At 36.1% G+C, this 22,844-nt stretch carries 24 protein-coding genes; 11 read left to right on the top strand and 13 right to left on the bottom strand.

Annotated features, from left to right (window positions below; genetic code table 11):
• Both ACSHW7_RS14455 and ACSHW7_RS14450 read left to right on the top strand, forming a co-directional pair.
• Window positions 1-753: a hypothetical protein gene (locus tag ACSHW7_RS14455; RefSeq protein ID WP_435680078.1), complete on the top strand. Its 753-nt coding sequence runs from the start codon at window positions 1-3 to the stop codon at window positions 751-753.
• A complete protein-coding gene (locus tag ACSHW7_RS14450; protein WP_220115281.1) occupies window positions 737-1,399 on the top strand; it encodes an ATPase in 663 nt (220 codons plus the stop codon). Before ACSHW7_RS14455 ends, ACSHW7_RS14450 begins: the two co-directional genes overlap by 17 nt.
• 96 nt (window positions 1,400-1,495) lie before the next feature.
• Here ACSHW7_RS14450 and ACSHW7_RS14445 read toward each other — a convergent pair whose 3' ends face one another.
• Window positions 1,496-2,137 carry an N-acetylmuramoyl-L-alanine amidase family protein gene (locus ACSHW7_RS14445; protein WP_435680077.1) on the bottom strand — a complete coding sequence of 214 codons (642 nt, stop codon included), beginning with the start codon at window positions 2,135-2,137 and terminating at the stop codon, window positions 1,496-1,498.
• A gap of 189 nt (window positions 2,138-2,326) precedes the next feature.
• On the opposite strand from ACSHW7_RS14445, the gene ACSHW7_RS14440 reads away from it, so the two are divergent.
• From ACSHW7_RS14440 to ACSHW7_RS14400, 9 genes are read left to right on the top strand one after another with little or no spacing between them, the layout of a single operon-like run.
• Complete coding sequence (locus ACSHW7_RS14440; RefSeq protein WP_008610937.1) at window positions 2,327-2,614, top strand: hypothetical protein; 288 nt, start codon at window positions 2,327-2,329, stop codon at window positions 2,612-2,614.
• Window positions 2,615-2,616: 2 nt separating this feature from the next.
• The gene (locus ACSHW7_RS14435) at window positions 2,617-2,895 is read left to right on the top strand and encodes a hypothetical protein (RefSeq protein WP_435680076.1); all 279 of its coding nucleotides are present in this window, start codon (window positions 2,617-2,619) and stop codon (window positions 2,893-2,895) included.
• Window positions 2,888-5,290: a TraG family conjugative transposon ATPase gene (locus ACSHW7_RS14430; protein ID WP_435680075.1), complete on the top strand. Its 2,403-nt coding sequence runs from the start codon at window positions 2,888-2,890 to the stop codon at window positions 5,288-5,290. The genes ACSHW7_RS14435 and ACSHW7_RS14430 overlap by 8 nt, the downstream gene beginning before the upstream one ends.
• 4 nt (window positions 5,291-5,294) lie before the next feature.
• On the top strand, window positions 5,295-5,876 hold the full coding sequence (locus ACSHW7_RS14425) for a conjugal transfer protein (protein ID WP_435680074.1): 582 nt from the start codon (window positions 5,295-5,297) through the stop codon (window positions 5,874-5,876).
• Between the two features lie 2 nt (window positions 5,877-5,878).
• Window positions 5,879-6,721 (top strand): hypothetical protein, encoded by an 843-nt coding sequence (locus ACSHW7_RS14420; protein WP_435680073.1) that lies wholly within the window; start codon window positions 5,879-5,881, stop codon window positions 6,719-6,721.
• 12 nt (window positions 6,722-6,733) lie between these two features.
• The gene (locus ACSHW7_RS14415; protein ID WP_435680072.1) at window positions 6,734-7,348 is read left to right on the top strand and encodes a conjugal transfer protein TraK; all 615 of its coding nucleotides are present in this window, start codon (window positions 6,734-6,736) and stop codon (window positions 7,346-7,348) included.
• A 30-nt stretch (window positions 7,349-7,378) separates the two neighbouring features.
• A complete protein-coding gene (traM, locus tag ACSHW7_RS14410) occupies window positions 7,379-8,308 on the top strand; it encodes a conjugative transposon protein TraM (protein ID WP_435680071.1) in 930 nt (309 codons plus the stop codon).
• Window positions 8,305-9,159, top strand: coding sequence for a DUF4138 domain-containing protein (locus ACSHW7_RS14405; protein ID WP_435680070.1), 855 nt, complete (start codon window positions 8,305-8,307; stop codon window positions 9,157-9,159). Before traM ends, ACSHW7_RS14405 begins: the two co-directional genes overlap by 4 nt.
• Window positions 9,160-9,166: 7 nt before the next feature.
• The gene (locus tag ACSHW7_RS14400) at window positions 9,167-9,538 is read left to right on the top strand and encodes a hypothetical protein (protein ID WP_435680069.1); all 372 of its coding nucleotides are present in this window, start codon (window positions 9,167-9,169) and stop codon (window positions 9,536-9,538) included.
• Window positions 9,539-9,545: 7 nt separating this feature from the next.
• Here the strand turns inward: ACSHW7_RS14400 and ACSHW7_RS14395 are convergent, their stop codons facing one another.
• The 12 genes from ACSHW7_RS14395 to ACSHW7_RS14340 all read right to left on the bottom strand — a co-directional run bounded on the left by ACSHW7_RS14395 (window position 9,546) and on the right by ACSHW7_RS14340 (window position 22,834).
• Complete coding sequence (locus ACSHW7_RS14395) at window positions 9,546-10,604, bottom strand: DUF4238 domain-containing protein (RefSeq protein WP_435680068.1); 1,059 nt, start codon at window positions 10,602-10,604, stop codon at window positions 9,546-9,548.
• An 8-nt stretch (window positions 10,605-10,612) separates the two neighbouring features.
• Window positions 10,613-11,983, bottom strand: coding sequence for an RNA-binding domain-containing protein (locus ACSHW7_RS14390; protein ID WP_435680067.1), 1,371 nt, complete (start codon window positions 11,981-11,983; stop codon window positions 10,613-10,615).
• Window positions 11,984-11,986: 3 nt separating this feature from the next.
• Window positions 11,987-12,304, bottom strand: coding sequence for a hypothetical protein (locus ACSHW7_RS14385; protein ID WP_225597564.1), 318 nt, complete (start codon window positions 12,302-12,304; stop codon window positions 11,987-11,989).
• The gene (locus tag ACSHW7_RS14380; RefSeq protein WP_435680066.1) at window positions 12,304-14,607 is read right to left on the bottom strand and encodes an ATPase; all 2,304 of its coding nucleotides are present in this window, start codon (window positions 14,605-14,607) and stop codon (window positions 12,304-12,306) included. Before ACSHW7_RS14380 ends, ACSHW7_RS14385 begins: the two co-directional genes overlap by 1 nt.
• Before the next feature lie 54 nt (window positions 14,608-14,661).
• Complete coding sequence (locus tag ACSHW7_RS14375; protein ID WP_435680065.1) at window positions 14,662-17,082, bottom strand: HD domain-containing protein; 2,421 nt, start codon at window positions 17,080-17,082, stop codon at window positions 14,662-14,664.
• Window positions 17,083-17,182: 100 nt separating this feature from the next.
• A complete protein-coding gene (locus ACSHW7_RS14370; RefSeq protein ID WP_435680064.1) occupies window positions 17,183-18,763 on the bottom strand; it encodes a type IV secretory system conjugative DNA transfer family protein in 1,581 nt (526 codons plus the stop codon).
• A 2-nt stretch (window positions 18,764-18,765) separates the two neighbouring features.
• On the bottom strand, window positions 18,766-19,797 hold the full coding sequence (gene mobB / locus ACSHW7_RS14365; RefSeq protein WP_435680063.1) for a MobB family relaxase: 1,032 nt from the start codon (window positions 19,795-19,797) through the stop codon (window positions 18,766-18,768).
• An 11-nt stretch (window positions 19,798-19,808) separates the two neighbouring features.
• Window positions 19,809-20,189 (bottom strand): BfmA/BtgA family mobilization protein, encoded by a 381-nt coding sequence (locus ACSHW7_RS14360; RefSeq protein ID WP_435680062.1) that lies wholly within the window; start codon window positions 20,187-20,189, stop codon window positions 19,809-19,811.
• 431 nt (window positions 20,190-20,620) lie between these two features.
• Window positions 20,621-20,818: a hypothetical protein gene (locus tag ACSHW7_RS14355; RefSeq protein WP_273419843.1), complete on the bottom strand. Its 198-nt coding sequence runs from the start codon at window positions 20,816-20,818 to the stop codon at window positions 20,621-20,623.
• Window positions 20,819-20,830: 12 nt separating this feature from the next.
• Window positions 20,831-21,211 carry a DUF6876 family protein gene (locus ACSHW7_RS14350; protein ID WP_435680061.1) on the bottom strand — a complete coding sequence of 127 codons (381 nt, stop codon included), beginning with the start codon at window positions 21,209-21,211 and terminating at the stop codon, window positions 20,831-20,833.
• A gap of 78 nt (window positions 21,212-21,289) precedes the next feature.
• Entirely contained in the window at window positions 21,290-21,634 is a 345-nt protein-coding gene (locus ACSHW7_RS14345) for a single-stranded DNA-binding protein (RefSeq protein ID WP_290205028.1), read from the bottom strand.
• Window positions 21,635-22,354: 720 nt separating this feature from the next.
• Window positions 22,355-22,834 (bottom strand): hypothetical protein, encoded by a 480-nt coding sequence (locus ACSHW7_RS14340; protein WP_435680060.1) that lies wholly within the window; start codon window positions 22,832-22,834, stop codon window positions 22,355-22,357.
• Between the last annotated feature and the right edge of the window lie 10 nt (window positions 22,835-22,844).

Raw genomic sequence — 22,844 nt, 5'->3', positions numbered from 1 at the left:
ATGAACTATATAAAGCTACTTAATGCGGCTTTTGAGAAGTTCTATTTTGATGACCGCCTTAATCCAACGCATATCAGCCTGTATATGGCGCTGTTCCAAGAATGGAACAGTTGCCGCTTTATGGATGAATTCTATGTGAACAGACGAGATGTAATGCGTTGTGCAAAAATAGGTTCAAAGTCCACGTACCATAGATGTATCGTGGAATTGGATTCGTGGCAATACCTCTCTTATTTTCCTTCTAACAATCCATACAAAGGCAGCAAAATTAAGATGGCCATTATTGGGACAAGTGATGAACCAGTTGTGGGACAGTACAATCCCATATTAGAACAACTTGCGGAACAGTACCATCCCAGAGGTGTACCGCTTGAGGGACACCACCATCCCAAAAATGGACAGGTTGTGAACCTACACCGTCCCATAGATGGACAAGCATTGGTATCTAATACAAACAATATCAAACAAGAAAACTATATAAAACAGCCAAAGGGCTGGCAGGCCGTTTTTATTTTTTTTAAAGAAAAAGGTTTTGATGCTGATGAAGCAAAAAAATTCTATGAGCATTACCAAACCCGAAACTGGCAAACAAGCGATGGAAAGGAAATTCGAGATTGGCGAGCCGTAGCCATCAATTGGATGGACAGAGCTGAAATATTCGACGAGGAAAACAAACCAAACAAAAAACAACCGTCCCAAATCAAGGACAACTTGCGAACCACTAAAAACAAAGATTATGGACAACCCCTCTAAAATTACCGAAGGTGGCGTGGAATATTCGCTGGGAAAATTTGACGGTAAAAGCGTCCTCTACGACTTTCCCAAAATATTGATATACCTGAATGCCAAGGGAAAACTTTTATTTGGCGAAAAGTTTAGGATTTATGATGAGGACAAAGATATTCTACTGAAGCTTTGTTCCTACTTCATCAAAGACAAAGATAACTGTGAAACCTACGGTATCGATATCGACAAAGGCATCCTGCTATCTGGACCTGTCGGCTGCGGAAAGACCAGCCTAATGAAATTATTGCGCCATTTGGTTCCGTTGCAAAGACCTTATGAAATGATTCCTTGCCGGAACGTAACCTTCAGTTTTAATCACTTGGGTTTTAAAACAGTCGAGGAATATGGGAATACCAAATTCTATTGTTTTGATGATTTGGGCGTGGAACCGTCTGGCAGATTCTACGGAAAGGATTTGAATGTGATGGGCGAAGTACTCTTGTCTCGATACGAGCTCTACCTACAAACCAAGCACAAAATCAAGACACACGCCACAACCAATCTCAACGCTGAAGAACTGGAAGAACGCTATGGGAATCGTGTCCGTAGTCGAATGCGTGAACTGTTTAATTTAATTGCTTTTGATACAAAAGCTGGGGATAAGAGGAAGTAATTCAGCTTCTGAAGGATTTGTATAATAAAATCACTTCTGAAATAAATTGAAGTATAATGTCCTTCAAACTCTTGGTTAACTCTAAAAAAATATCTTTCATAATTCTATGGATTTTTGAATGGATAATAATATTGATAATGCAATACGTTCAATATTGTTCTTATCTGAAATGTAGCTGCCTTCATCTTTATTGCTCAAAAAACCCAATTCCAATAGTATTGAGGCGCAACACTCAAAAGTTTCCCGAAGTACCTGAAAGTTGGCGAACCTCACACCTCTACTTTCATAACCTATTGCTTCACAAAGTGCGCTTTCAATTTGATAGCCCATAAAAACCGATGCCTTCGAGAATTTTCCTTGTTTTCTTGAGACATAAACTTCCACACCTCTCGCATCTGGATTATCGGAATGATTGCAATGCAAGGACACAAATAAATTCGCTTTTAAGGCTTTGGCCAGCTTAGTTCTGTCCGATAAAGAAATGAGCGTATCACTATACCTGGTCAAATAGATATCTAGTGGTTTTTCCAAGTCATTATTTAGTTTTAAAATGGCATTTGCAATATCTAAAACCACATCCTTTTCTTGGATACCATTTATGCCAATTGCACCTGCATCTTTTCCACCGTGTCCAACGTCAATTATTATTCGTTTTTGAGCAGTCGTTTCTTGACCAAAAATGATGCACAATTTTAGAAGCAAAATCACAAAACTGACGTTTTTAAGCACTTTTTTCATTTTTAATTTTCGGGTTATCAACAGCTTCCCTTTCAAAATTCATAGCATTTGATGTCAAATAATAGCAAACAAATTCAATTGATTTTAAATAATATTTTATTCACAAATATTTGATTTTCAGTTATTTATAAGCAAATATATGTAAATTTCCAATAACGAAAATGAACTAAAAATTTAAACTTTTCCGTTATGAAAAAATCACACTATTTAGCATCCATTCTTTCGCTCTTATCCACTTCGCTTTTTGCTCAAATTGGTGGCATTGAAGATTCAGTTAATGATGTTGGCGACACTATCCGAACTATTTTTCCAATACTACTCGGTGTAATCTTCCTTGTAGGTTTCCTGTTCAACGCAGGACACTTTTTTGGGGAAAATGCAGATTTAAAAAAGGGGATTACCCGAGTTTTAGTATTTGTATTGATTGCAGGTGCAGTAGTAGGCATCTTCACATACTTAATAGGAATCGTAGTCTAAAGATGAAACGGTTCGAGGTCTATAAAAACATCAGGAAAAGGGCGGTCATTTTTGGGCTGCCCATTTCCCTGTTTGCCTTAATGATGGTTTCCATTCTTGCATCCTTATTGGTCATCATATTCTCTTTCAGCTTTGGGATAATAATAGGTGTGTTGGTATTCAATGCTTCCCTTTATGTGGCGCTGACACGAATAGCCCACAATCCACAGCTATTCCAAATGGCAAAGGCATTTCCGCAAATCATTAGTAACAAAAGAAATTCTGGCTTCAATTATGAATAAGATTAACCTTTCGGCATATCAACCCATTGTAAATATTCAAGACAATATCGTATTTGCCAATAATGGCAATGTTATTCTGTGCTACAAAGGAAATCTGCCGGAAATCTACTCGTTATCTGAAAAGGATTTTGAAGATATGCACGGTGCTTGGTTTCAGGCATTAAAGTCATTGCCAGTTGGTACTGTGGTTCATAAACAGGATATCTACCTGAAGAAATCCTATTCATCAGAACAACTTCCGAATTCAACCTTTTTGGAAAAGGTTACCCACGAGCATTTTAAAGGTCGTGGACATATCGAACATAGCTGTTATTTGTTCTTCATCTTGACCAAAAATAAGGCACTCAACAATCCGAAATACGTCAATCCCTTCAGAAAAATTTCAAAAGGAATCGTACAGGAATTAGATGACAATATCAAGAGCTTCGCCAACTCGGTAAGCGATTCCGTTTCCTTCATCAACAATAGCCGAAAGATGGATTTTGATTCGCTTAAAGCGGGCGACATACAGCAACTGACAAACAGTTATTTCAACGGTTTTAATGAAGGTTATGATACCGATATTTTACTTGATAAGAAAAGCGTCAATATTGGCGAAAACCATTTTGATGCCCTTGCCATCAATAGCGAACTGTGCTTTGGCGAAAGTGTACAGAGTAGCAAAACCAATGAGAAATTCACTTCTGACGATTTTGTATTTCATCAAGGGTTTATTGATGGCATAGGGCTTACGCTTAACGAGAACCACATTGTCAACCAGATTTTGTATTTGGACGACAAACAAAAGTGGCGCAAGCTACTCGATAAGAAGATTGAGGAACTAAATAAAAGCTCAAATTTCGGTTCGCAGAATAAAGTGGTGCTTGGTAAAATCCAGCACATTCTTGACCAAATCAATGCAGATGATAATGCCCGAATCATCCGTGGTCATTTAAACATAGTGTATTGGGCAAAGGAAGCCAAAGAGCTCGATAAGATAACCTCAAAGATAAAGACTGAATTTAAGGAATTGGATATCATCCCATACTATCCAAGAGGCGAAGAACGCAAGAATTACATTCTAAACAGTTACTGCTGCTTTTCATCCAACTTTTCAAACAACGATTTATATGTAACCGATTTAAAACACGCGCTCTGCCTGTTCATCAATAACACCAATTACAAAAGTGATAACACCGGAATCATCTTTAATGATAGAGAGCATAACATTCCAGTTCTAAAGGATGTCTGGGATGAAAAAAAGAAACGAATAAAAGCAAGGAACTTTGCCATTTTTGCGCCAACGGGTGAAGGCAAGTCCTTTTTGGCCAATAACATTCTACGCCAGTATTTTGAAAGTGGTGTACGCTTGGTCATTATCGATTTGGGTGGCTCTTACACCAAGTTTGCCAAACTCTATCCTGAAAAATACACGGTGCTTCGCTATGAAAGTGGGAAGAACTTGGGAATTAATCCTTTTTATATAAGTGATACAAATGACCTCACACCTGAACGTTTGGAAGACCTATCCGTCTTTTTGTTTGAACTGTTTGCTTCAGATTTAAAAGTTAGCAAAGCACAATCGGTATCGGTTAAAAAGATACTGCGCCATTACTACGATAGCACTTCAGAAAATCATTCGTTGGATGGTTTTTACAGCTTTATAGAAAGGAATCAGAAAGACCTTCTGAGCACCCTAAAAATCCATCCCGACTACTTCAATGTCACGAGCTTTTTGCACGTAATGTCCGAATACGTCGGCGATGGTCTATATAGTTTCCTGTTTGAAGTGAGCGAAGACCAAACCTATAAAATCGAGGATAAGCGTTTGATTGTATTTGAACTGGATGAAGTCAAGGATAACAAGGAAATCCTGTCCGTAATGTTGAAGCTGATTAAGTCCGCCATCCAAAGAACCATTTGGAAAAACAGAGCTGAAAAAGGTATCATCCTTTTCGACGAGTTTGCCAAGCAACTGAAGTTTGAAAACGTGTTGGAAAGCGTGGAATTCTACTATCAAGCCATCCGTAAACAAAACGGTGCGATTGGGATTATTCTTCAGTCGATAAATCAGCTGCCCAACAATTCGACTTCAGCAAGTATTCTCGAAAACACACAGGTCATTTATAGCTTGAACAATGAAAAAGGCTATGACGAATTGGTCAAAAGGCTCAACCTATCCAGCCACGATTTGAACCAATTAAAATCCATCAAAAACAACCTTTCCGGTCCGCGCAAGTACACCGAAATGTTTATCAAAATTGGTAGGGAAAGTAACATTTTCCGGCTTGAAGTTCCGAAGGAAGTGTACGCAGCTTACCTAACCGATGGACAGGAAAACGAAGAAATAATGAAGCTCTATAATGAGCATAACGATATGCAAAAAGCAATAATTCAATTCACATCTAAAACATAATATTATGAAGACAAAAATCAAAATTTTAGTAATGACCGTAGCCCTGACTTTATTTATGTCGGGCAATGCCAATGCACAGGGAATGCCCACTTATGACAATACCAATTTTATCAGCTTGGTTAAACAGCTTATAGAATCAGGTAAACAGACGGCTCAAATGATAAAGTCTGTAAAGTTTCTGAAAGATGCAAAAGAGGCCATTGAGAAAGTATCAAGTGTGATTCAACAACTGAGGGCAGTTGAAGAAATTGGACAAAACAACCAGCGTCTTATCAACGTAATGCAAAACGATCTACAGGATATTTTGAATTCGCCCTACATAAAACCAGATGAAGTTTCAAAAGTTATGGAATCATTTGATGCCATAGTTCAAAACTCATTGGACACGGTGGATTTTATCGATGAAGTTCTATCCAGCGATTATCTCAAAATGAGTGATGCCGAACGTGCTGAAATTCTAAAAGCAAAAGAACTCGAATCAAAGCAAATGGTTTCCACCATCACTACAAAAACGAAACGCTATCGTGACATTATTTCTTTTAGAAAAATGCAGGATAAAGTCAATAACCGAGAAACCAATTATTAAAAATGACTGCGACCATCATTTTAGGGATAGGTTTGGATTACATCGATACGGTTTTCCAGACCATACAGGCCAGCGACTTTTCGCAATACACTATTGCCGGAATGAAAACACTCGCTGTCCTTTTTTTCCTGGTCAACATCCTAAAAAAGTACAATGAAGGTGTTGCGGATAAAGATGGCTATACTTGGGGATTGAGTCCAGGGGACTTGATGAAGAATTTCGCCATTGTCATATTAGTAATTTTCTCAACGCAGGTGTTAGGGTTTTTTGATGGGATATTGGTAGCCATCGAGGGGCAGTATAGGGGCACAGCACCTGCGTTATTACCATTGCAAATGCAGGACATTCCATTAGAGGAAGACGTAAGTCTTTTTGATGCCGCAAGTTCCGCAATGACGCTTCTATATGAAGCCTTGGTAACACCGTTATACGGTTTTAAAATATTGGCATTCATCCTAAGTACAATACTCTGGATATTGGATCTGTTCATTTATCCGCTATTCCTTGCAGAACGATTCTTCCTTTTGGGAATTATGCAAGCCTTCTTTCCTTTGGTCATTAGCCTTGCGGTATTTGAAAAATTCCGTTCGCTTGCTTATACCTTTTTCAAATTGTATGCTGCTGTATATATGTTAGTGCCGGCATTCTTTTTAGTCAATGTATTTGTTAACGCTATTTATACGGAAATCAACACCAATTTCTGGGTCAACTTATTTGGTACCGATACAGGTCAAGGCTTTTTTGCGCCTGTGGTTCAATTAGGTTCAGTTGCATTTATTGTTTTCCTAAAATTCAAATTGTATAAACGTGCCACGTCCTTTACACTCAGATTATTTACCGCCTAAATCAGATTAAATATGAAAACACCATATAAGAATATTTACAACGTCCTAAAACTGAATCGGTTTATCGTTTTGGCAGTCGTTGTCTGTGCATTGCTTTCCAGTACATTTTCAGTTTGGATGGTATTCAACACCAATCAAAAAGCGCTCAATAGTGCCTTTGCTATCAATACCGATGGCAGCATAATTCCGCTGAAGCTCGTGACGCAAAAGGAAAATTTTCGGGTTGAGGCTTTAGCACATTTGGATCTGTTCCATAACTACTTCTATAACATCGATGCCAGTAATTATGAACGCAATTTGGAAAAAGCATTGTGGTTGGGTAATAGTTCCGTGGACAATCTCTACCGCCAGAAAAAAGCAGATGGTGTTTACAATAGATTGCTTCAGTATTCCTTGGTTCAAAAAGTACTGAGTATCGATTCACGGATAAATGAAAATAATGGCTCGTACAGTTTTACCACGACCACCATTTTTGAAATCAATAGAGGTTCAATCATCGACACTTACGAGTTGGTTTCCACCGGAAACCTAATTATGGTTGACCGAAACTTCCCGAACAATCCACACGGATTGTTGATTACCAACTATTTCGAGAACACTTTGAAAAAACTGAACGATGAAAATTGAGCCGATAATCGGCATTTAAAAACCACGATTATGAAAGTAGAAAAGAACAAAATAGTATTTGCAGCGGTGTTGGCTGTGATTTTCATATTCCTGATTTCCTATTCCGTAATGGTAATGGGCGATGATGAAAGTGAAACTGAAAACCTTAAACAGACCTTAGTTCCAGATTTGGAAGAAGACCAAAAAGAGTACGATTCCAAATTAGATGCGATTAACGACTTGAAAAAAGTTAGGGAAAATAATGCGCCCAGCATCTATGATGAAAAGCTGATTGATTCCTTGGGATTTTACGACCCAGATCTTCAAGAACGGGAAAAAGAGCGTATCGTAGATAGCATCTATGAGGCTGGTAAGATTCAGTATTCAGAGAAGAGATACCAGAATTTGGGCCAGAAAGGAACTGTTCGTAAAGCGGTATCAACAATCGATTCTACTGAAGTAAAAAGGGAACAAAAAATTGAAGCCAAAGAATTGGGATTGGAACATCAATTGTTCTTTGCTGCTTCGCCAAAACCCAATGAAGTTTCAATCATAGGTAATACAGATGAAACTATATACGTAATAGTAGATGGCGACCAAGTGGTAAAAGCGAATACCAGATTACGAATGCGCCTGACCAAAACAGCTACCATCAATGGTAAGCTGATGCCAAAGAACACACCTATTTTCGGTTTTATAAGCTTTCAACCTAATCGTGCGCATATTGAAATTGAAAACATAAAGCACCATCCTACAAAACTCAAAGCTTTTGATTTATCTGATGGTAGTGAAGGTATTTACGTACAGAACAATTTTCGGGCAGAAGCCACCACCGAAGTCTTGGACGACATTATTGGCGATATCAACATTCCTACCGTACCACAAGTTGGTGGTATATCCAAAGTACTCAGACGTAACAACCGAAACGTAAAAGTTACGGTATTGAATAATTATAAATTAATTCTAAAACCTAAATTATGAGAGCAACAATTTTAATATTTGCGATACTGATTTCCGCTTTCGCACCTCGACTTTGCTCGGCACAGGCTACAGCGCAAACAACTACAGTTCTCGATACCATATATGCCAACGACACCAAAAACGTTGCATTATTCTTCCCTGAACCTATTCGGCAAGGCATAACCGGTTCAGATAATTTTGTATTTACTTACAATCGTGAAAAAGAACAGTATTTTGGACTTCTTCAGGCAAAGCCTGGGAAGGAAAGTAATCTGTTGGTAGTCAATAGAAATGGTTCAATTTTTTCGTATATTGTAAGATATAAAAAACAGCTATCTAAGCTCAATTATTTCATTCCGCTATCAAGTAGTATCGGTAATGAAAAACCAATTAAGGTCGATTCGATTCTTGCTGAATCTTCTGAAGAACGTGTAGATAATAGAACGTATTACTATCAAAAATTCTGCTCGTATCTTCTCAATAGAAAACAGCGCATAGGTCGGATTAAGAAACGGAATGAAGGCATTATCTTGACCGTAGAGAATATTGTTTTTGACAAGGAAGAGCTCTACTTCGTTATCCAGATTGAAAATAATTCTTCTTTGGATTATGATTTGAATTTCTTGAACCTTTCAATTGAAACAAGACAAAAAGGGAAAAGAAAATCGTTGCAACGGCTCTATCAAGAACCGCTATATAAATATAATCTGCCGTCCAAGATTAAGGAAAATGAAATGGCTCGCTTTGTATATGTGATGCCCAAGTTCTCATTATCCGATGACCGCAGGGCAATTTTGGAATTGAACGAAAAGGATGGCGAACGAAATATAAAAATGAAACTATCACATAGATATATTAATAACCCAAATTAATACTGTTATGAAAAAAATTGTTGTTTTCTCGCTCGTAGTACTGTTCCTTTCTTGTGCTGATTCTGAAACTAAAATTTCTGGGCCAAGTGCCACAGCCCAAATTGTTATTGAAAGCTTTTATGAAAAGGATAAGGAAGCTTTAAAAGCTAACTCAACACCACAAGCATATTCTAACTATATGAATACTATAAATATGTTTAATGCCACACCAAAGGACGATTCCAACTTTACTGTTTTGCAGGATACAATTATGGGCGACGTGGCTTGGGTAAAATATACCACAGCTTATGATAAAACGCCTGGTGTTTTTAAACTGGTCCAACAAAATGGCAAATGGTTAGCGGATGCGAGAGGCTCAAAGGATAAATCGCCTTTTTAAAAAAAGTCTAAATTTTACTTTTATCCATTTTCATCCATTCAACAATTTCATTATTACGATATGAATTCATACCTATACTATCTTTTTCATTTCGAGCAGCATCGGTTAGTTTAAGAAATGTAAATTCAGGATTATGTAAATGCTCTATATAATATGAAAGTAATAATTTCTTATCTGGATTTGCTTTATCTACTACTTCATCATTAATGTGTTTATCTTTCTTGTGCCAAGAGGCTTCATCCGTTAAGTTTTTGATGTATTGAGTTTTCTTTTCTGATGAAAAATAGATTGTCTCTTCTGCCGATATTGCTTGCAAAAGATTTAGGTTATGAATATCGTAATCATCAGTTAGAGACAACGAACTCTCATCTTCAAAATTTACTCTATACGCCCATTTATCATAATAAATTAAATATAACTTTGGCGAAATCGGGAAGAAAATTATCAATCCAGTACTCAATAGGCCACCATTATTAGGGAATTTTTCCCGAGATAATTGAATAGGATTAAATTGTACAAATGGATTATCCGAAATTATAAATTCTGTTGTTGTCTCATTTTTTATCAGACCTAAGCTCAAATCGCCGGTTATGACCCAATTATCCATATTGTAGGCTAAATTAAATGCTGCTGGTTCTGGATGTGATACTCTACCTTTTGAAAAATCTATTTTGCTTAAAGTTTTATCAAATTGAGCAATTTTCTGAATACCAGAATTTATTTTTTCTTCTGTATTTGCCACGGATGCTTTTGTTCTAAAAGCATACATCATCACAAAATGTAGTAAGAAGGAATAATCCTTCGTTCCTACTTTTGGAAGGGTATTGTAATTTTTAATCCGATTGATAACTTTGGAAGCCGTATTTTCACTATGTGCTAAATAATCCTCGAAAACTGCATCATCCCCATAAAAGTATTTTTGTTGAGCCTGAGATTTGATAGGGGCATTTCTAATAACTTTACCTGTTCCTTTTTGATATAAATTAATTGATTTTGAATTGGTTGTAACCGAAAAGCTTCTTAATAAGAATTGGGATATGAAATGCTGTCTTTTTTTATTAGCCACTTCTGTTTTTAGTTTTCATTTTCTATCCTAACTTCCCAATAACCTCGTGTTCCACCGACACGCTCTATAAAGCCAGCATCCTTCAAATTGTTTAGATGTTTCTGGATTGCAGATTCGTTTATATGTAGAATTTCTGCTATTCCTGAACGGCTGATTCGGTTATCTGAAACAATTAATTTTAAAACTTCCTTTTGTCTATGTGTCAATTCTTTGATATCGTCAATTTCAGCATCTTTTTGACCACCTATTTGACCACCTTTTAGACCACCCATTAAACCACCTATTTGACCACCTTCTTCAACAGCAGTTTCTTTAGCAGTAAAAGTCATTCTAAGGAAGTTATCTGAAAATTTAAAACTCTCTTTCCCATAGTGTTCCAAAATACGAGGAATGCCAGAACCCAATTGTTCCACAAGTTCCAAATCCTTGAAAATTCGCATCAGTTCCTTATTGCGCGGGACTGAGAAGCCTTCGTAAAATTCCTGTTCGCTTAGTCCTTCTGGTAAACTACCGGCCGAAGTGATTTCAATTCTGTCGCTAAAAATTTCAAACTTTGGGGTTATTTCATTGGTGTAGTCATTATGCACAAAGGCATTAATAATGGCCTCGCGTAAGGCGATGGGATTCCAAAGGTTGGCTTGTTGTCTTTCCTTAGCCGTTATTTTTGTGTTGGTTCGGTTCTCGACAGCAATTTTATCTATCACTTGCTTAGTGGCCTTGACCAAACATTCGTGACCATACTCGTTGCTTTCTATCAAGTCTGTTCGGGTTTTGCCTGAATACTTGGCCACTTTAATAGAAGTGTTATTCTTATCTGCCAAAAGATAGCCGGCATAATTGAATGCGCCATCTTCGGTCAATAGTTCCAAGTTCTTTGCAAAAGCTTTACCAAGGGTATGTCCCGATTCTTCGTAGTAGATTTTCAACTGACTAAAACTTAAATCCTGACGACCCGCTTTAATTTTGCTGATGGAATTTCGGGTACGTTTAGCAAACAGCTCGTCTATCATTTTTTGCGGCATCGGTTCAGCTGCTGAACCCAAACGAATAAAACAACCTCTTTCACTCATCCCGTATTTTTTAAGATGATATGGTTTTTCTGGACCGCTGGCCATTATTATTTTCAGAATGTTCTTGCCGTCCCTTTCCTCACTCACAATATCGAACAGACCAAGGGCGGAAGGGCGAATGTTGTTTTTTAACCTATCCTTAATCTTTAACTGGTCGCCATCAGCATCTGCCAATCCGTAAGTATTTCCATCCTTATCGATGCCGATATGAATAATGCCACCTTCACGGTAGTTCAAGAAAGCAATGACCTCTTTTTCGAGTCCATCGGACAATTCTCGTTTATATTCTATGCGATTTGTTTCGGTCATTGTTTAAAAAGGTAAATCGTCTTTATCATCCTCAATCTCAGTTATTGGTTCTTCGGTTGATTCTATCGTTTCTTGCTGCACCTCTGATTGTTCATTTTCTACCAAGTCATCTTCATCAAAGATATCAGAAATTTTGTTCAACATATCTTCGAGATTTTTTGTTTCATCTTCTGAAAGATTTCCAAAATCAGTATCGTCAATAGTATTATTTTCAAAAAGTTGTCTAATCATTTCCGTATAGGTAAACTCAACAGGAATAGTTCCTTGTTGTATTTTGACAGTTATATCATTATTTTCTTCTTTATTAAATATCAACTTCATTATTCGCTAAATTTTTTGAGGTTATACTTTTTTACTCTTTTTTTAATTGATGATTTGCCACCGTCGGTAATCTTGGCAATAAGGTCAACAACACTTGTTCCTTCAATTTCGCCTTCTAGTGGACTGGACTTAATAATCAGTTTATTATTGTCGTTTCTGCAAAGAATTATATTTTGCGCATCAGCAAGCATTGGTATTGTTGCATTGTGAGAAACTAAGATTATTTGTTTTTTACTTTTTATTTTTTTGACAGCAGTAACTAAACCTTTATTTATATAATCTGTTGCCAAATTATCTTCTGGTTGGTCAATAATTATTGGTGCACTATCCTTATCATATCCCAAAATTATATCAAGAATTACGGACGTTTTCCATCCAGGACTAAGTTTATCAAATTCACGACCGTCATTAGTGATTATTTTATATTTCTTTTTATTTAGCTCTTCAAAACTATTATATATCCTATTTTCAAAATCATCGTAATCGTGAACTTTTGGTTTTTGTTTTTTAAAATTGCTTTCATATAATAGTTCTGGTGTGATGTTTTCAAAGCTAATTATCTTGCTTTTTAAAAAGTGATTAACCACCTCTATAAATTTGTCCGTACTTAGGATAAAATCATTCTCAATGTACAATTTGTGCCCCATAGATTCTATTTCTTCTGAATCGAAATTGAGCGTGTAGCTTGAAATAGAATTTATAGTCCTATAAAATTTTCTATATGCTCTGACATACTTTTTTAAAGACTCTAAAAGCTTATTGAAGCTTTGCCTTTTAGTTTGCTCTTCAGAGTTTGAATGCCTTAAGACCTGATTATATGATTCTTGCTCGCTTTCAAGTAGATTTCTAACCTGCTTTTCTTTATTTGAAATATTCAAAACATCTGTTAGCTCAGTCTTGAGTTTATCTACCAAGTCAGAATCGTGAGTAATAAAAGGATATTTTGATAAAAAATCATCAATGGTTTCTAAGGAATTTACATATTCGTCATAAACACCTTTTGAAAACCTTAATTTTTCATTTTCTAATTCACTCGATTGAAGGTTATCATAAATGTTAGTTTCTAAATTCTCTCTGGTTATCAATCTTGAAAGAACCGGAATAGTTTGCAAAGTCTGACTTTCCTCTTCAAGAACTTTGACGCTGCTAATCAATGAAAGTATGTTTTTTTTAAATTCTCGCAACCCATTATTAATACTTGTTTTGATGTCTTCGTCCCCTGGAAAAGCTCTTTTAATAATGTCAATATTTTCAATCTTATCTTCGCTAATATTGTTGACTACTCCCATAATATAATTTTGAGAGAGATAGTGAGGTTTCATTCCTGATGGATTGACAATAGTAAATTTATCTACACCATATTGTTGGTATATTGAACCTTCGGTATTTTTATTTAAGCATCTTACTATTGAATCGACAAGCAAAGTTTTTCCACTCGAAGAACCTCCAATTATTACATTTAATCCCGAAGTTAATTCAATATCTATTTCAATGTTCTCTTGTTTATGAGATACAGACTGAATATTCTCTGAATAAAATTTCGGTTTTGTTGCTGAGTAAATTAATCTTGATTGTTCGGATAGTGACAATCTTAATCCATTAAAAGTAGGTTCTGCCAACATCCAAGTTGGGTTAAATGGGTTTTTATCTTTCCCATTTGGATATGTTGTTGGTGTATAATTATCACTACAAGTTATTAGGTTCACAAACTCGTTTATACCAAGTCTCTTAAAATAATCCTGCGTTTTCTCTAATCCTTTATCGCCTCTTGCTGTAAATCCTTCAAAATGATTGTAATAAACGTTTCTTTCTAAAGTGCTATCTAACCTTGTGTCTTTAGGAATAGATGTGTTAAATGTAGCGTGAGATTGTCCGCCGTGTGGTAACAACATAAATTCATAAGAATCGAATTTGTTGATTATTTCTTGGATGGTTGGTATTGTTGGGTCTTTTTTTTCTACCTCTTTTTTAGGATATAATTCATTCAGTTTATAGTTAACATCATCGAGAATATCTTCTGTGATTTCTTTGAGGTCGAAATAAATATGACAATGATATGCTGGGCAATTATCATAATTTCTAATATGTAATTCTACCCCAAGAATTATGTTTAAATCTAAACCTACCGCTTTTAAATAAGCACTTTTGTTAACCATATTATGGTCAGTAAGTGATATTAAAAATTCAGAATTCCCGTTAAATTCGTGAATTTTATTTACTAATAAATCAATATCATAATCTTCATTTACCTGATTAGGATTTGCAGAAGTATGTATATGTGTATCTAAATAAATTGGGTTCAAAACTATTTTTTTTTGGTTAAAGTCTGATTGTCAAAATTTTGACAAAATATAATTTTAAAGTATAGTTCTAAGAGCTGTTTTAAAATTTTCACTACTGCTTGATGAGGATTCAAAAATTTTGACAAGCTTAGACCAATAATCTGCTGACACATTATCTTTTATACCTTCACAAATTAAATAGGCCAGCTGCTCTTCAAAATCTGTCCATTTTTCACTAATAATAATTTCTGTTCTTGGTGAATTAAGGTCTAAATCCCTTTCCCCACAAATATCTACAACTAGAATCAAAGGAAATGGCCAACTCAATTTTACTTGATTGTTTTTCATACGCCAAGATTCAGGAAATAGACTTGTTGGCACTTCTATTCCGTGCAGCGATAGTCGTGATTTTGATTTTGTTAAAACACTCGTAGAGTTATCGGTTCTTATATCTCCGTCATCACTTATTGTGATTGATTTGGAACTTTCATCTATTGAATTAACGCCTATTTTAAGCTCTCTCTCTAGTGTGAAAATTTCTCCCTCAACTTCTACATCTCTAGAATTAAGTTCCAGATGTTTAACTGGCTTATCGTGACTTTCTAAAATTGCTACGGTAGCAGAGCCTAGAATTCCAATATCCTCTCGATTAATTTTGATTTCAATAAACTTAATGTTCTCATTTTCTTTCCAAGAATAATCCTTTAGTGTATAAGAGGTCATTTCTTTAAAACTATCTATATTTCTAGTTTTATTATGTGAGGTTGTTTCAATCCTGATATCAAAAGGTGGATTTGGAATTACACTTTCGACATTCTTTATAAACTTTGCCTCTGTCATATCTTCCCAAGGGTTTTTATTCTTTCTTAAAATTAGCTTGGTAGTAGTTCCTGGCTTCTCTCGTTTTCCTTCTTTAATCCAGAAAACACTCTCTTGACCTTCTACTGTTATGTTATAAGGGTCGCTTGACCTATGAGGACCATAAACCTTTCTGGTATCTACAATTAATACATCAGAAATCATAAAACAGGATAAAATGCCTATACCAAATCTGGAAGTTGGGTAAAATTCTGCATTCGATTCTGCTTTAAGGTTATAGAAGTCTTTAGATTTATAAAAAGAAGACCCGATTTTTGAGTAATAATTATCGATTATATACTCATCCATACCCGTGCCATTATCAATTACTTCCAAGACATTTTCGCCATTTTCAGTATAGTATTTAACTAAAATCTCTGGCTCATAAGGGTTTCCCCATTTAGTTTCTTGTGCTTTTCGTAAAAGGCAAGCATCTATAGAATTTTGTAACAATTCACGTAATGCTACTTCTGGATTTCCATAGAGTTTGGTTCCCATCAAAAGCTCAATGACCTGCGTTTTGCTGAGACTGAATTTGGTGTCTTTATAAATATATACTGGATTGTTTTTTATATCGGTTTTTGTTTTGATTTTCTCTCTATCTACCTTCAGAGGTAGTTTAATATTTAAATCCCTCTCTTGGGCAAAATGGAATTCGTTAAGCGTAGATATTATGTTATTTGCCAAACTGAGTTCGTGGTCAATCATTGAACAGAACTTGTGAATTGAAGCTTCTATTACCGGATGAGAACACTTTGCACTAAATTGTATTAAATCTGGACCGATTTCCCACGCTTCAACAGCCCTATGCTTATTCCATTCATTTACGGATATTGGATTTCTGACGTAAAGATGAGAGTACAATATTTTTGGTGTTCTTTTTCCGTCAAAGTCCAATATATCTGCTAACCTCAAAATGACACCTACCAATGGCAAACAGGCATATATTCCAGGGCCACAAAGCAGATTTTTATCAAGGTCTAAGAGTTTCAAAGCATCTTCATTGTGACTATAGCAAATCTGTGCCAGCTCTACTGTAAGGTCTGTATCACGAAACTTAATTTGATTTGTCCAGTCTTTCTCAATTATATTTCTTGCTCTGTCAGCGTGTGTTTGTCTTATATGTTCGGTTATCAAATAAGATTTTATGAGTTCTGCTTGAGACAAATTACCTTTCAAAGTCAGCTCTATAAGCTTTTGCCCATCTTCGGGACGAGAGTTATAAAACCTCTTAAAATCATCGTAGTAGACTTGCCCTTCAACATCAAGTTCAGGTTCGGAATCCCATATCTTTTTCCAAGCTAAAACTTCTTTTTCATCTGGTGCCATGCCGATATCGTGAAAGAAAGCACTACTTATAAGTAACAGTAATTCTGGTGGCGAAAGCTTCTCAATCTTCTCTTTTGGGATTAGTCTTTCCATTATATGAAGTACACGAAATAAATGGTCTCCATCGTGTAAAGTGAACTCGCCCATATGACGCAATATGGTTTTAGTTCGTTGGAAAGCATAGGATGTCATTTTTTCGACGAGGGCAATAACGTCGTTATCCTTATCACTACATTTATTTTTTAGAGTATTATATAGCAAGCTCTTTTTGAGCCTCAAAAGAAACTCATCTTTGTAATCATCAATCATTATTTTTCAATAGTATTATCATTTTAACATTGGCTTAATATATCATTATCTCTCCTTATATTTATGAATTTTGTTTAAAAATTTTAACATTTTAGAATGATTAATTAAATATCGACCGCACCTCTTCATAAACCCTCTCAAAATTAGTTGCCAAATCCTCTTGAGTAAATTGCTTGGTTTGTTTCGGTAACTCTCTTTGAATATTAGCCAATTTAAACTGCACCTTCTCATCCCTTCCATCAGCGTAGGTAATAAACTCGCCTTGTTTTAATCTAAAGAATACATCTGCTCTTATCTTCGGAATTTCCTTTTCGCCTGTTGTTACGCGCGTATCAAAATCGAGATTGTGTCCTCGGCTAATACTTTTAGTCGGGTCTTTAATGATTTCAAAAAATCGCTCGTAGTATTTTGCAGTATCTGGGTCATTAACCTTTCCGAAGAACTGGTACGACAGATTACTTAAAATAGCTTTGCTTGCTTTGTCGCCATACATCATATCGTTCTGAATTTTGTCTTGCATCACGTAAATGGTCGAGATGTTGTAGCTACGTAAGGTTGCCGGAATGCGGTGCATATTCAATAATCGAATGGTAGGCGCTTCTTCCATTAATAGAAACGACGGTTTAGAATTCCGAACGCTCATTTGCTTGGTAATGGTATGAATGATGGTAGCGATGACAGGCGAATAAGAGGTCTCAAATTTTGGGTTGTTGACTATCGAAATTACCGCTGGATTTTCTTCGCTATTTATATCGAGTGGCACTTCATCTGCGGACAATGCCATAAAAATACGTTGTGTACTAATTCGTTTGAGCGCATTGGCCAAGGTACTTTTTACACCAGCAGTCTGTCTTTCAGAATCTTTGCCACTAATAAAAGCATCTGCCATCGCCCTTGAGGTGGTGTTGGTTTCCAGAAACTGAATCAAACTTTTAGTATCGAGAAATTGATAAACAGCTATCAAATGGGGTAACGTACAGTATTTTGGATATTCCGTTTTTAATTTCCAAATCAATCCACCAATCAAACCTTCCGCAGCATCGTTGAAGAATTTTGTCGTGCCAGTTGTTCCGCTTTCTCTTTGCTCTAAAAGGTTTTCGATTAACACCCTCGACACCTCATTTACGCTTTCCTCGTTCTCTAAATAACGTGGCGCAATAGGATTTACCCTGTGGATGATTTTATCAAAGGAAATGACCTTAAACGGGATATCACTATCCTTGAAAAGCGGATATGCCATTTCGGTCAACTCAAAATCCTTGTAATCGTGAATAATTCCGCAAAAACCTTCTTTTTCAAAATGTTTCAGAAATCCAAAAACAACACTTTCAGTCTTACCACTTCCCGCAGAACCGATGATTGATGCACCACGTTTAATATTGTCTAATTTGAAATTTCCTTTGGTGGTGGCAAAATTAACTTGGTATTTGCTATCGCCATTTTTTGGGCTTTCGGTCTTATGTAAAAAAACATAAAGTCCAGTATTAATTAGCATTAGCGGACAAACCAAATAGAGCAATATAGATATCAATTCATTTCCTTCGGAAAAATAGAACAAGAGAACTAAAAGCAGTATGCTATTTAAAAGAAACGCATATTTTGATATCCGAAACATTGCATAGAAAACCATACTGGCCAGACCAATAATTGAAAGTATCGTTATGAGATTGTTTATTTCCATACTTAGATTCCTATTGAACTTGATTTGATGGCCACTTCTGCGCCACGTCTTAACCGTTTGAAAACCCGAAGTGCAATTTGTGCCTGACTTACTGGAATACTCGGCACTATAGGCAATCCTGATTTACTTATCATTTTGAAAGCCAATGCTTTTTCATTGGCAGGTAGTTTCATCAAAGCTGAAAAATATAGGTTTGGATTTTTTACAAAGGTTTTTTTAGCTCTGTAGGTCTCTGCGTAATTGCGCTTATATCCAAATGTCTTATCAAATGTTTTTTCCGCTTTCGCGAAAAATGTATCTCTATCAAAACCACGCTTCACTTTTTTTCCGTGCATCTCTACTTCGGATGCTTTGTGTTTACTTCCTGGGGAAAGGCTTATAGAATTTGAAGCATCCTTTCTGCTTACGATGATATGGATATGACTTTGGTTTCCACCTTTTGGCATTCCCTGGACAATGCGTTTTCCATTTTGTTGATGTGGTGCTTGGCGTTCCAGTTTGGCAATTTCCTTTTTCATCTTGTTGATATTCCCTTCGGCTCGTCCTTCTTGAATATTTCGGATATCCGTTTTGAGCTGAAGTATTTTTGTGGCGAAAGGCTGATTCTCTTTTATCTGAAAATCCGTCCCCTTGAAAGTTCTTTGATGCTCAATTTTGGCGTAGTATTTTATATCGTCTATCGTAATTGGTCGTCCATTGATTTCCCGATTGAAGCTGGCAACATAATCTTTCATCAGCTCACGAGTGTAAGTTTTTAAATCTTGACTACTGTCCTGAAGTTTTCGCAATTCATATTTTGAAGGACTAACCGTAATCGAATAAAACTTGGGTTCTTTCTTTTTCAATTTTGCGGTATTTCCATCAATTTCCTTTACCACTTCTTCAGCGGAAATCTCGTCGCCATATTGGTTGAAAAAGTGTTCCATATCTCGTTGTTCTAAACCTTCATTTTCTTTCTCTAAATAGCCTACAAAATCGGCTGAACTTTGGCTATAATTACCACCCATTTTTTGAGCTGTGATTGTGATATACATAGTTCAAATATTTATAGCTGATTACTCGGGTTTTGCTTTTCGCGAAAGCGGACTTCCTTCTTCTCTTCGGCATATTTCTTTTCTACAATCAAAGGTTTTTTTTCTGGCTCTTCTGTTTCAAATAGCGATTGAATCATCGCCACCGTAGGTTTGGTTTGCGTCTTTTCCACGTCTCGCATTATAGCAATAACCGCGTTGATTCTTTTGAGCAATTTAGCTTCGATGGTTCGCCCAGTTGGTCCTAATTTTTCCTTTGGCGATATTTCGTTGTAGAAGAAAAAATCGAGCATCGTAGCCATTGCTTCGGTGTGCGATTTGAAGTAAGTGCGTGAGAAAGTTTGGAAGCGTTTTGCGGTTTCCTTTTTAAATCTAATTCCAATAAATGAGTCCATATTTCGCCTATTTGTCGCAAAATCTTCCCTAAAAATGGGCGTTAACAGCCCGTTTGTCGCAAATCGTTGATTGTCAGGAAATTATAATATATTCAATTCGCTGATTATCAGCTATTTGAAAACGAAAAGGAATCCGAAACATCGCGCAGCGTGTTACCCTCTTGCTATTCCTTTTCGTCACGCGCAAGCGTGACAAAAATCCATACAATCAGGCTAAAAAGCCGATTGCAATTTTCAAAGAAAATGATTTTCCGATATGTTATTTTTCGATGTGTACGGTTATCGGCGAAAGTCGAAAAGTGGATAACCCTACTTAAATTTGAATGCTGAATTTCAGCGAAATAAAGATACGTTTTTTTATTGATTATATACTAATCGCATACAAAAACACCTCTAAATTTTAGAGGTGCTTACTTTTAATTTCATAAAATTTATATGTTGAAAATGTATTTATACGAATACAGATTCCGAAGTGCTTCTTCATCAAGCATCTTATCCAAATTGGTATTGTGCTTTGTGGCATAATCCATTATATCCTTGCCGTACTTTTCCTTTACTTCTTCTTTGGAATTGGCAATTAATCGCTCTTGTGTTTCGGCGTTCAAATCGGTAAAATTTAGATATATCATAACGTTCGATTTTTAATATTCGCTTGGTAACATCAGCGTATCATTTACAAAAAATAATCGCAGTTCATCGAGTGGAAAATCGGTTGCTCTGTAACCGTGTTTTTCCAAAATATTGTCGTTGCCATCGCTGTAAATTATCTCGGCTTCATAACCAGAATAATCCTGTTTTTCTTTGGGCAATCTTTTGAAGTCTATGGTTACAAATTCGCTTCGGTTCATCAGACTTTTTGCAATTACAGAAGTGTCCGTAATGAGCCAAAAACATTCTGCTACTTCCGATAAATATTTCAATCCGTCCGTAAAACGGGTTCGCAATAATGGGATTTGATAGAACATTTCTGTTCCACTAAAATATTGCAATCGCTCTTTTATTTCGTTAACTTGTGCTTTCATTGTACATATTATTTAAAGTGTGAATAATGAAAAAGAGGGCGCATCTTTCGACGGTTACGCCCTCTTTCATTTTAAGATTTACTTGTCGTCTTTGCTTCCAAGTAATAGAATTTCATCGGCTACAACTTCCGTAACATAGCGTTGTTCGTTATCATCATTTGTATAACTTCGAGTTTTAAGTTTTCCCGATATTCCAACTTCTTTGCCTTTAACAACATACTTCTCTACAATTTCGGCAGTCTTGCCCCAAGCAACTACCGTATGCCAATTAGTGTCAGTTTGTTTTTCGCCTTTGGCATCTTTGTAATACTCATTTGTGGCGAGTGAAAAACGGGCTACTTTCTTACCGCTTTCAAGGTTCGTAATGGTTGGCTCTTGTCCAACGTTTCCAATTAACTGTACGTGATTTCTAATAGTACTCATAATAAAAAGATTTGTGTCTGCTTTGTTACAGACTGGTTTATATTTCCCCTATTTGTTTAAACTGAATTAAATTTTAAGGGGTGTTTGTTCTTTTCTTCTGTGCACCGCACAATGGATAGAGTGGGTTTTGTCCAGACTTTTTGGGATAAAATCAGGTGTGTTTGCGACGTAGTAAATTCCTTGGAATTTCAAGGAAGTAGAAACCTTATTTTTCACTAAAACTTGTATAGTCTTGACAAGTTCCATAAGGGCATTAGCAATTCTTTTAAGCGCAGTTGCGTTTGAGCGTACCGACAGTTAAGCGAGATAAGCAGCTGTGATTAAATTAGAATTGGTTATGTCGTGCCTGTTTTTCGACGACCCGAAAAACAATAAAGGCTTTATCCATTATAAACCCCTTAAAATGTGTAAGACAGCGGTTTGGTTTTTAAGGATTTTCGAGTGAGGGCTCAAGAAGACCGCGCCGAAAATCCTGTTAAGAAAACCGAAGTGATTACTTTCCGATGAAAAACGGACTTAATTCTCAATTTTGGCAAAGGAATGAAGTGTTCCTTCCCAGAGCATCGGGAAGGGTTAACGGAATGGAAAGCTAAAATTGGGGGTTGTGTCCAAGATATGTGTAGTGAAGCTCTTTTTCCGAAATGTAGCTTTTGGCGAAATGCAGGGGAATGTGCTGAGTGGTTGTTGAAAATTACTTTTATTAACTAAAGCTCGAACTTTTCAAAATCTATCCTTATATATGCAAAGTATATCTTCGATTTCAGCATTAGTTAAATTTTCATTTTGAAATGGATTTGGTAAATCAGTTATATTAATGAACTTTAAATTTAGTCTCTTACCTAATAATTTTTCCGCTCCTGTTTTTGTCCCAGCGTGTAAATAGATATGTTCTGGGAAAAGTTTGATTTTCGCACCAATTCTTTGGGCTGTATCATAACAAGTAAGAGGGCCAATTCCTTTGATTTTGCAATTTTCAATAATGAGTAATAGTTCGTCAAAGGATTTTGCTTTCTGAATTTCGGGTTTTATATCAACTAAATTAGCAGCAAACTTTTCAAGATTAAGCTTTTTTCGTCTTTTTTGATGATTATTCCTTTTACCTAAATGATTTTCGGCTAACGCAGCATAGACTATTGCATCGTCTAATTTTTCTTGATTTTTACAATGTTCAATCCAGGTATCTGGATTTTCTTCTCTCAATTTTTTATAG

The sequence above is a fragment of the Patiriisocius sp. genome (assembly GCF_051252435.1).
Taxonomy (GTDB): Bacteria; Bacteroidota; Bacteroidia; order Flavobacteriales; family Flavobacteriaceae; genus Patiriisocius.
This window is presented reverse-complemented; position numbering and strand designations above follow the sequence as displayed.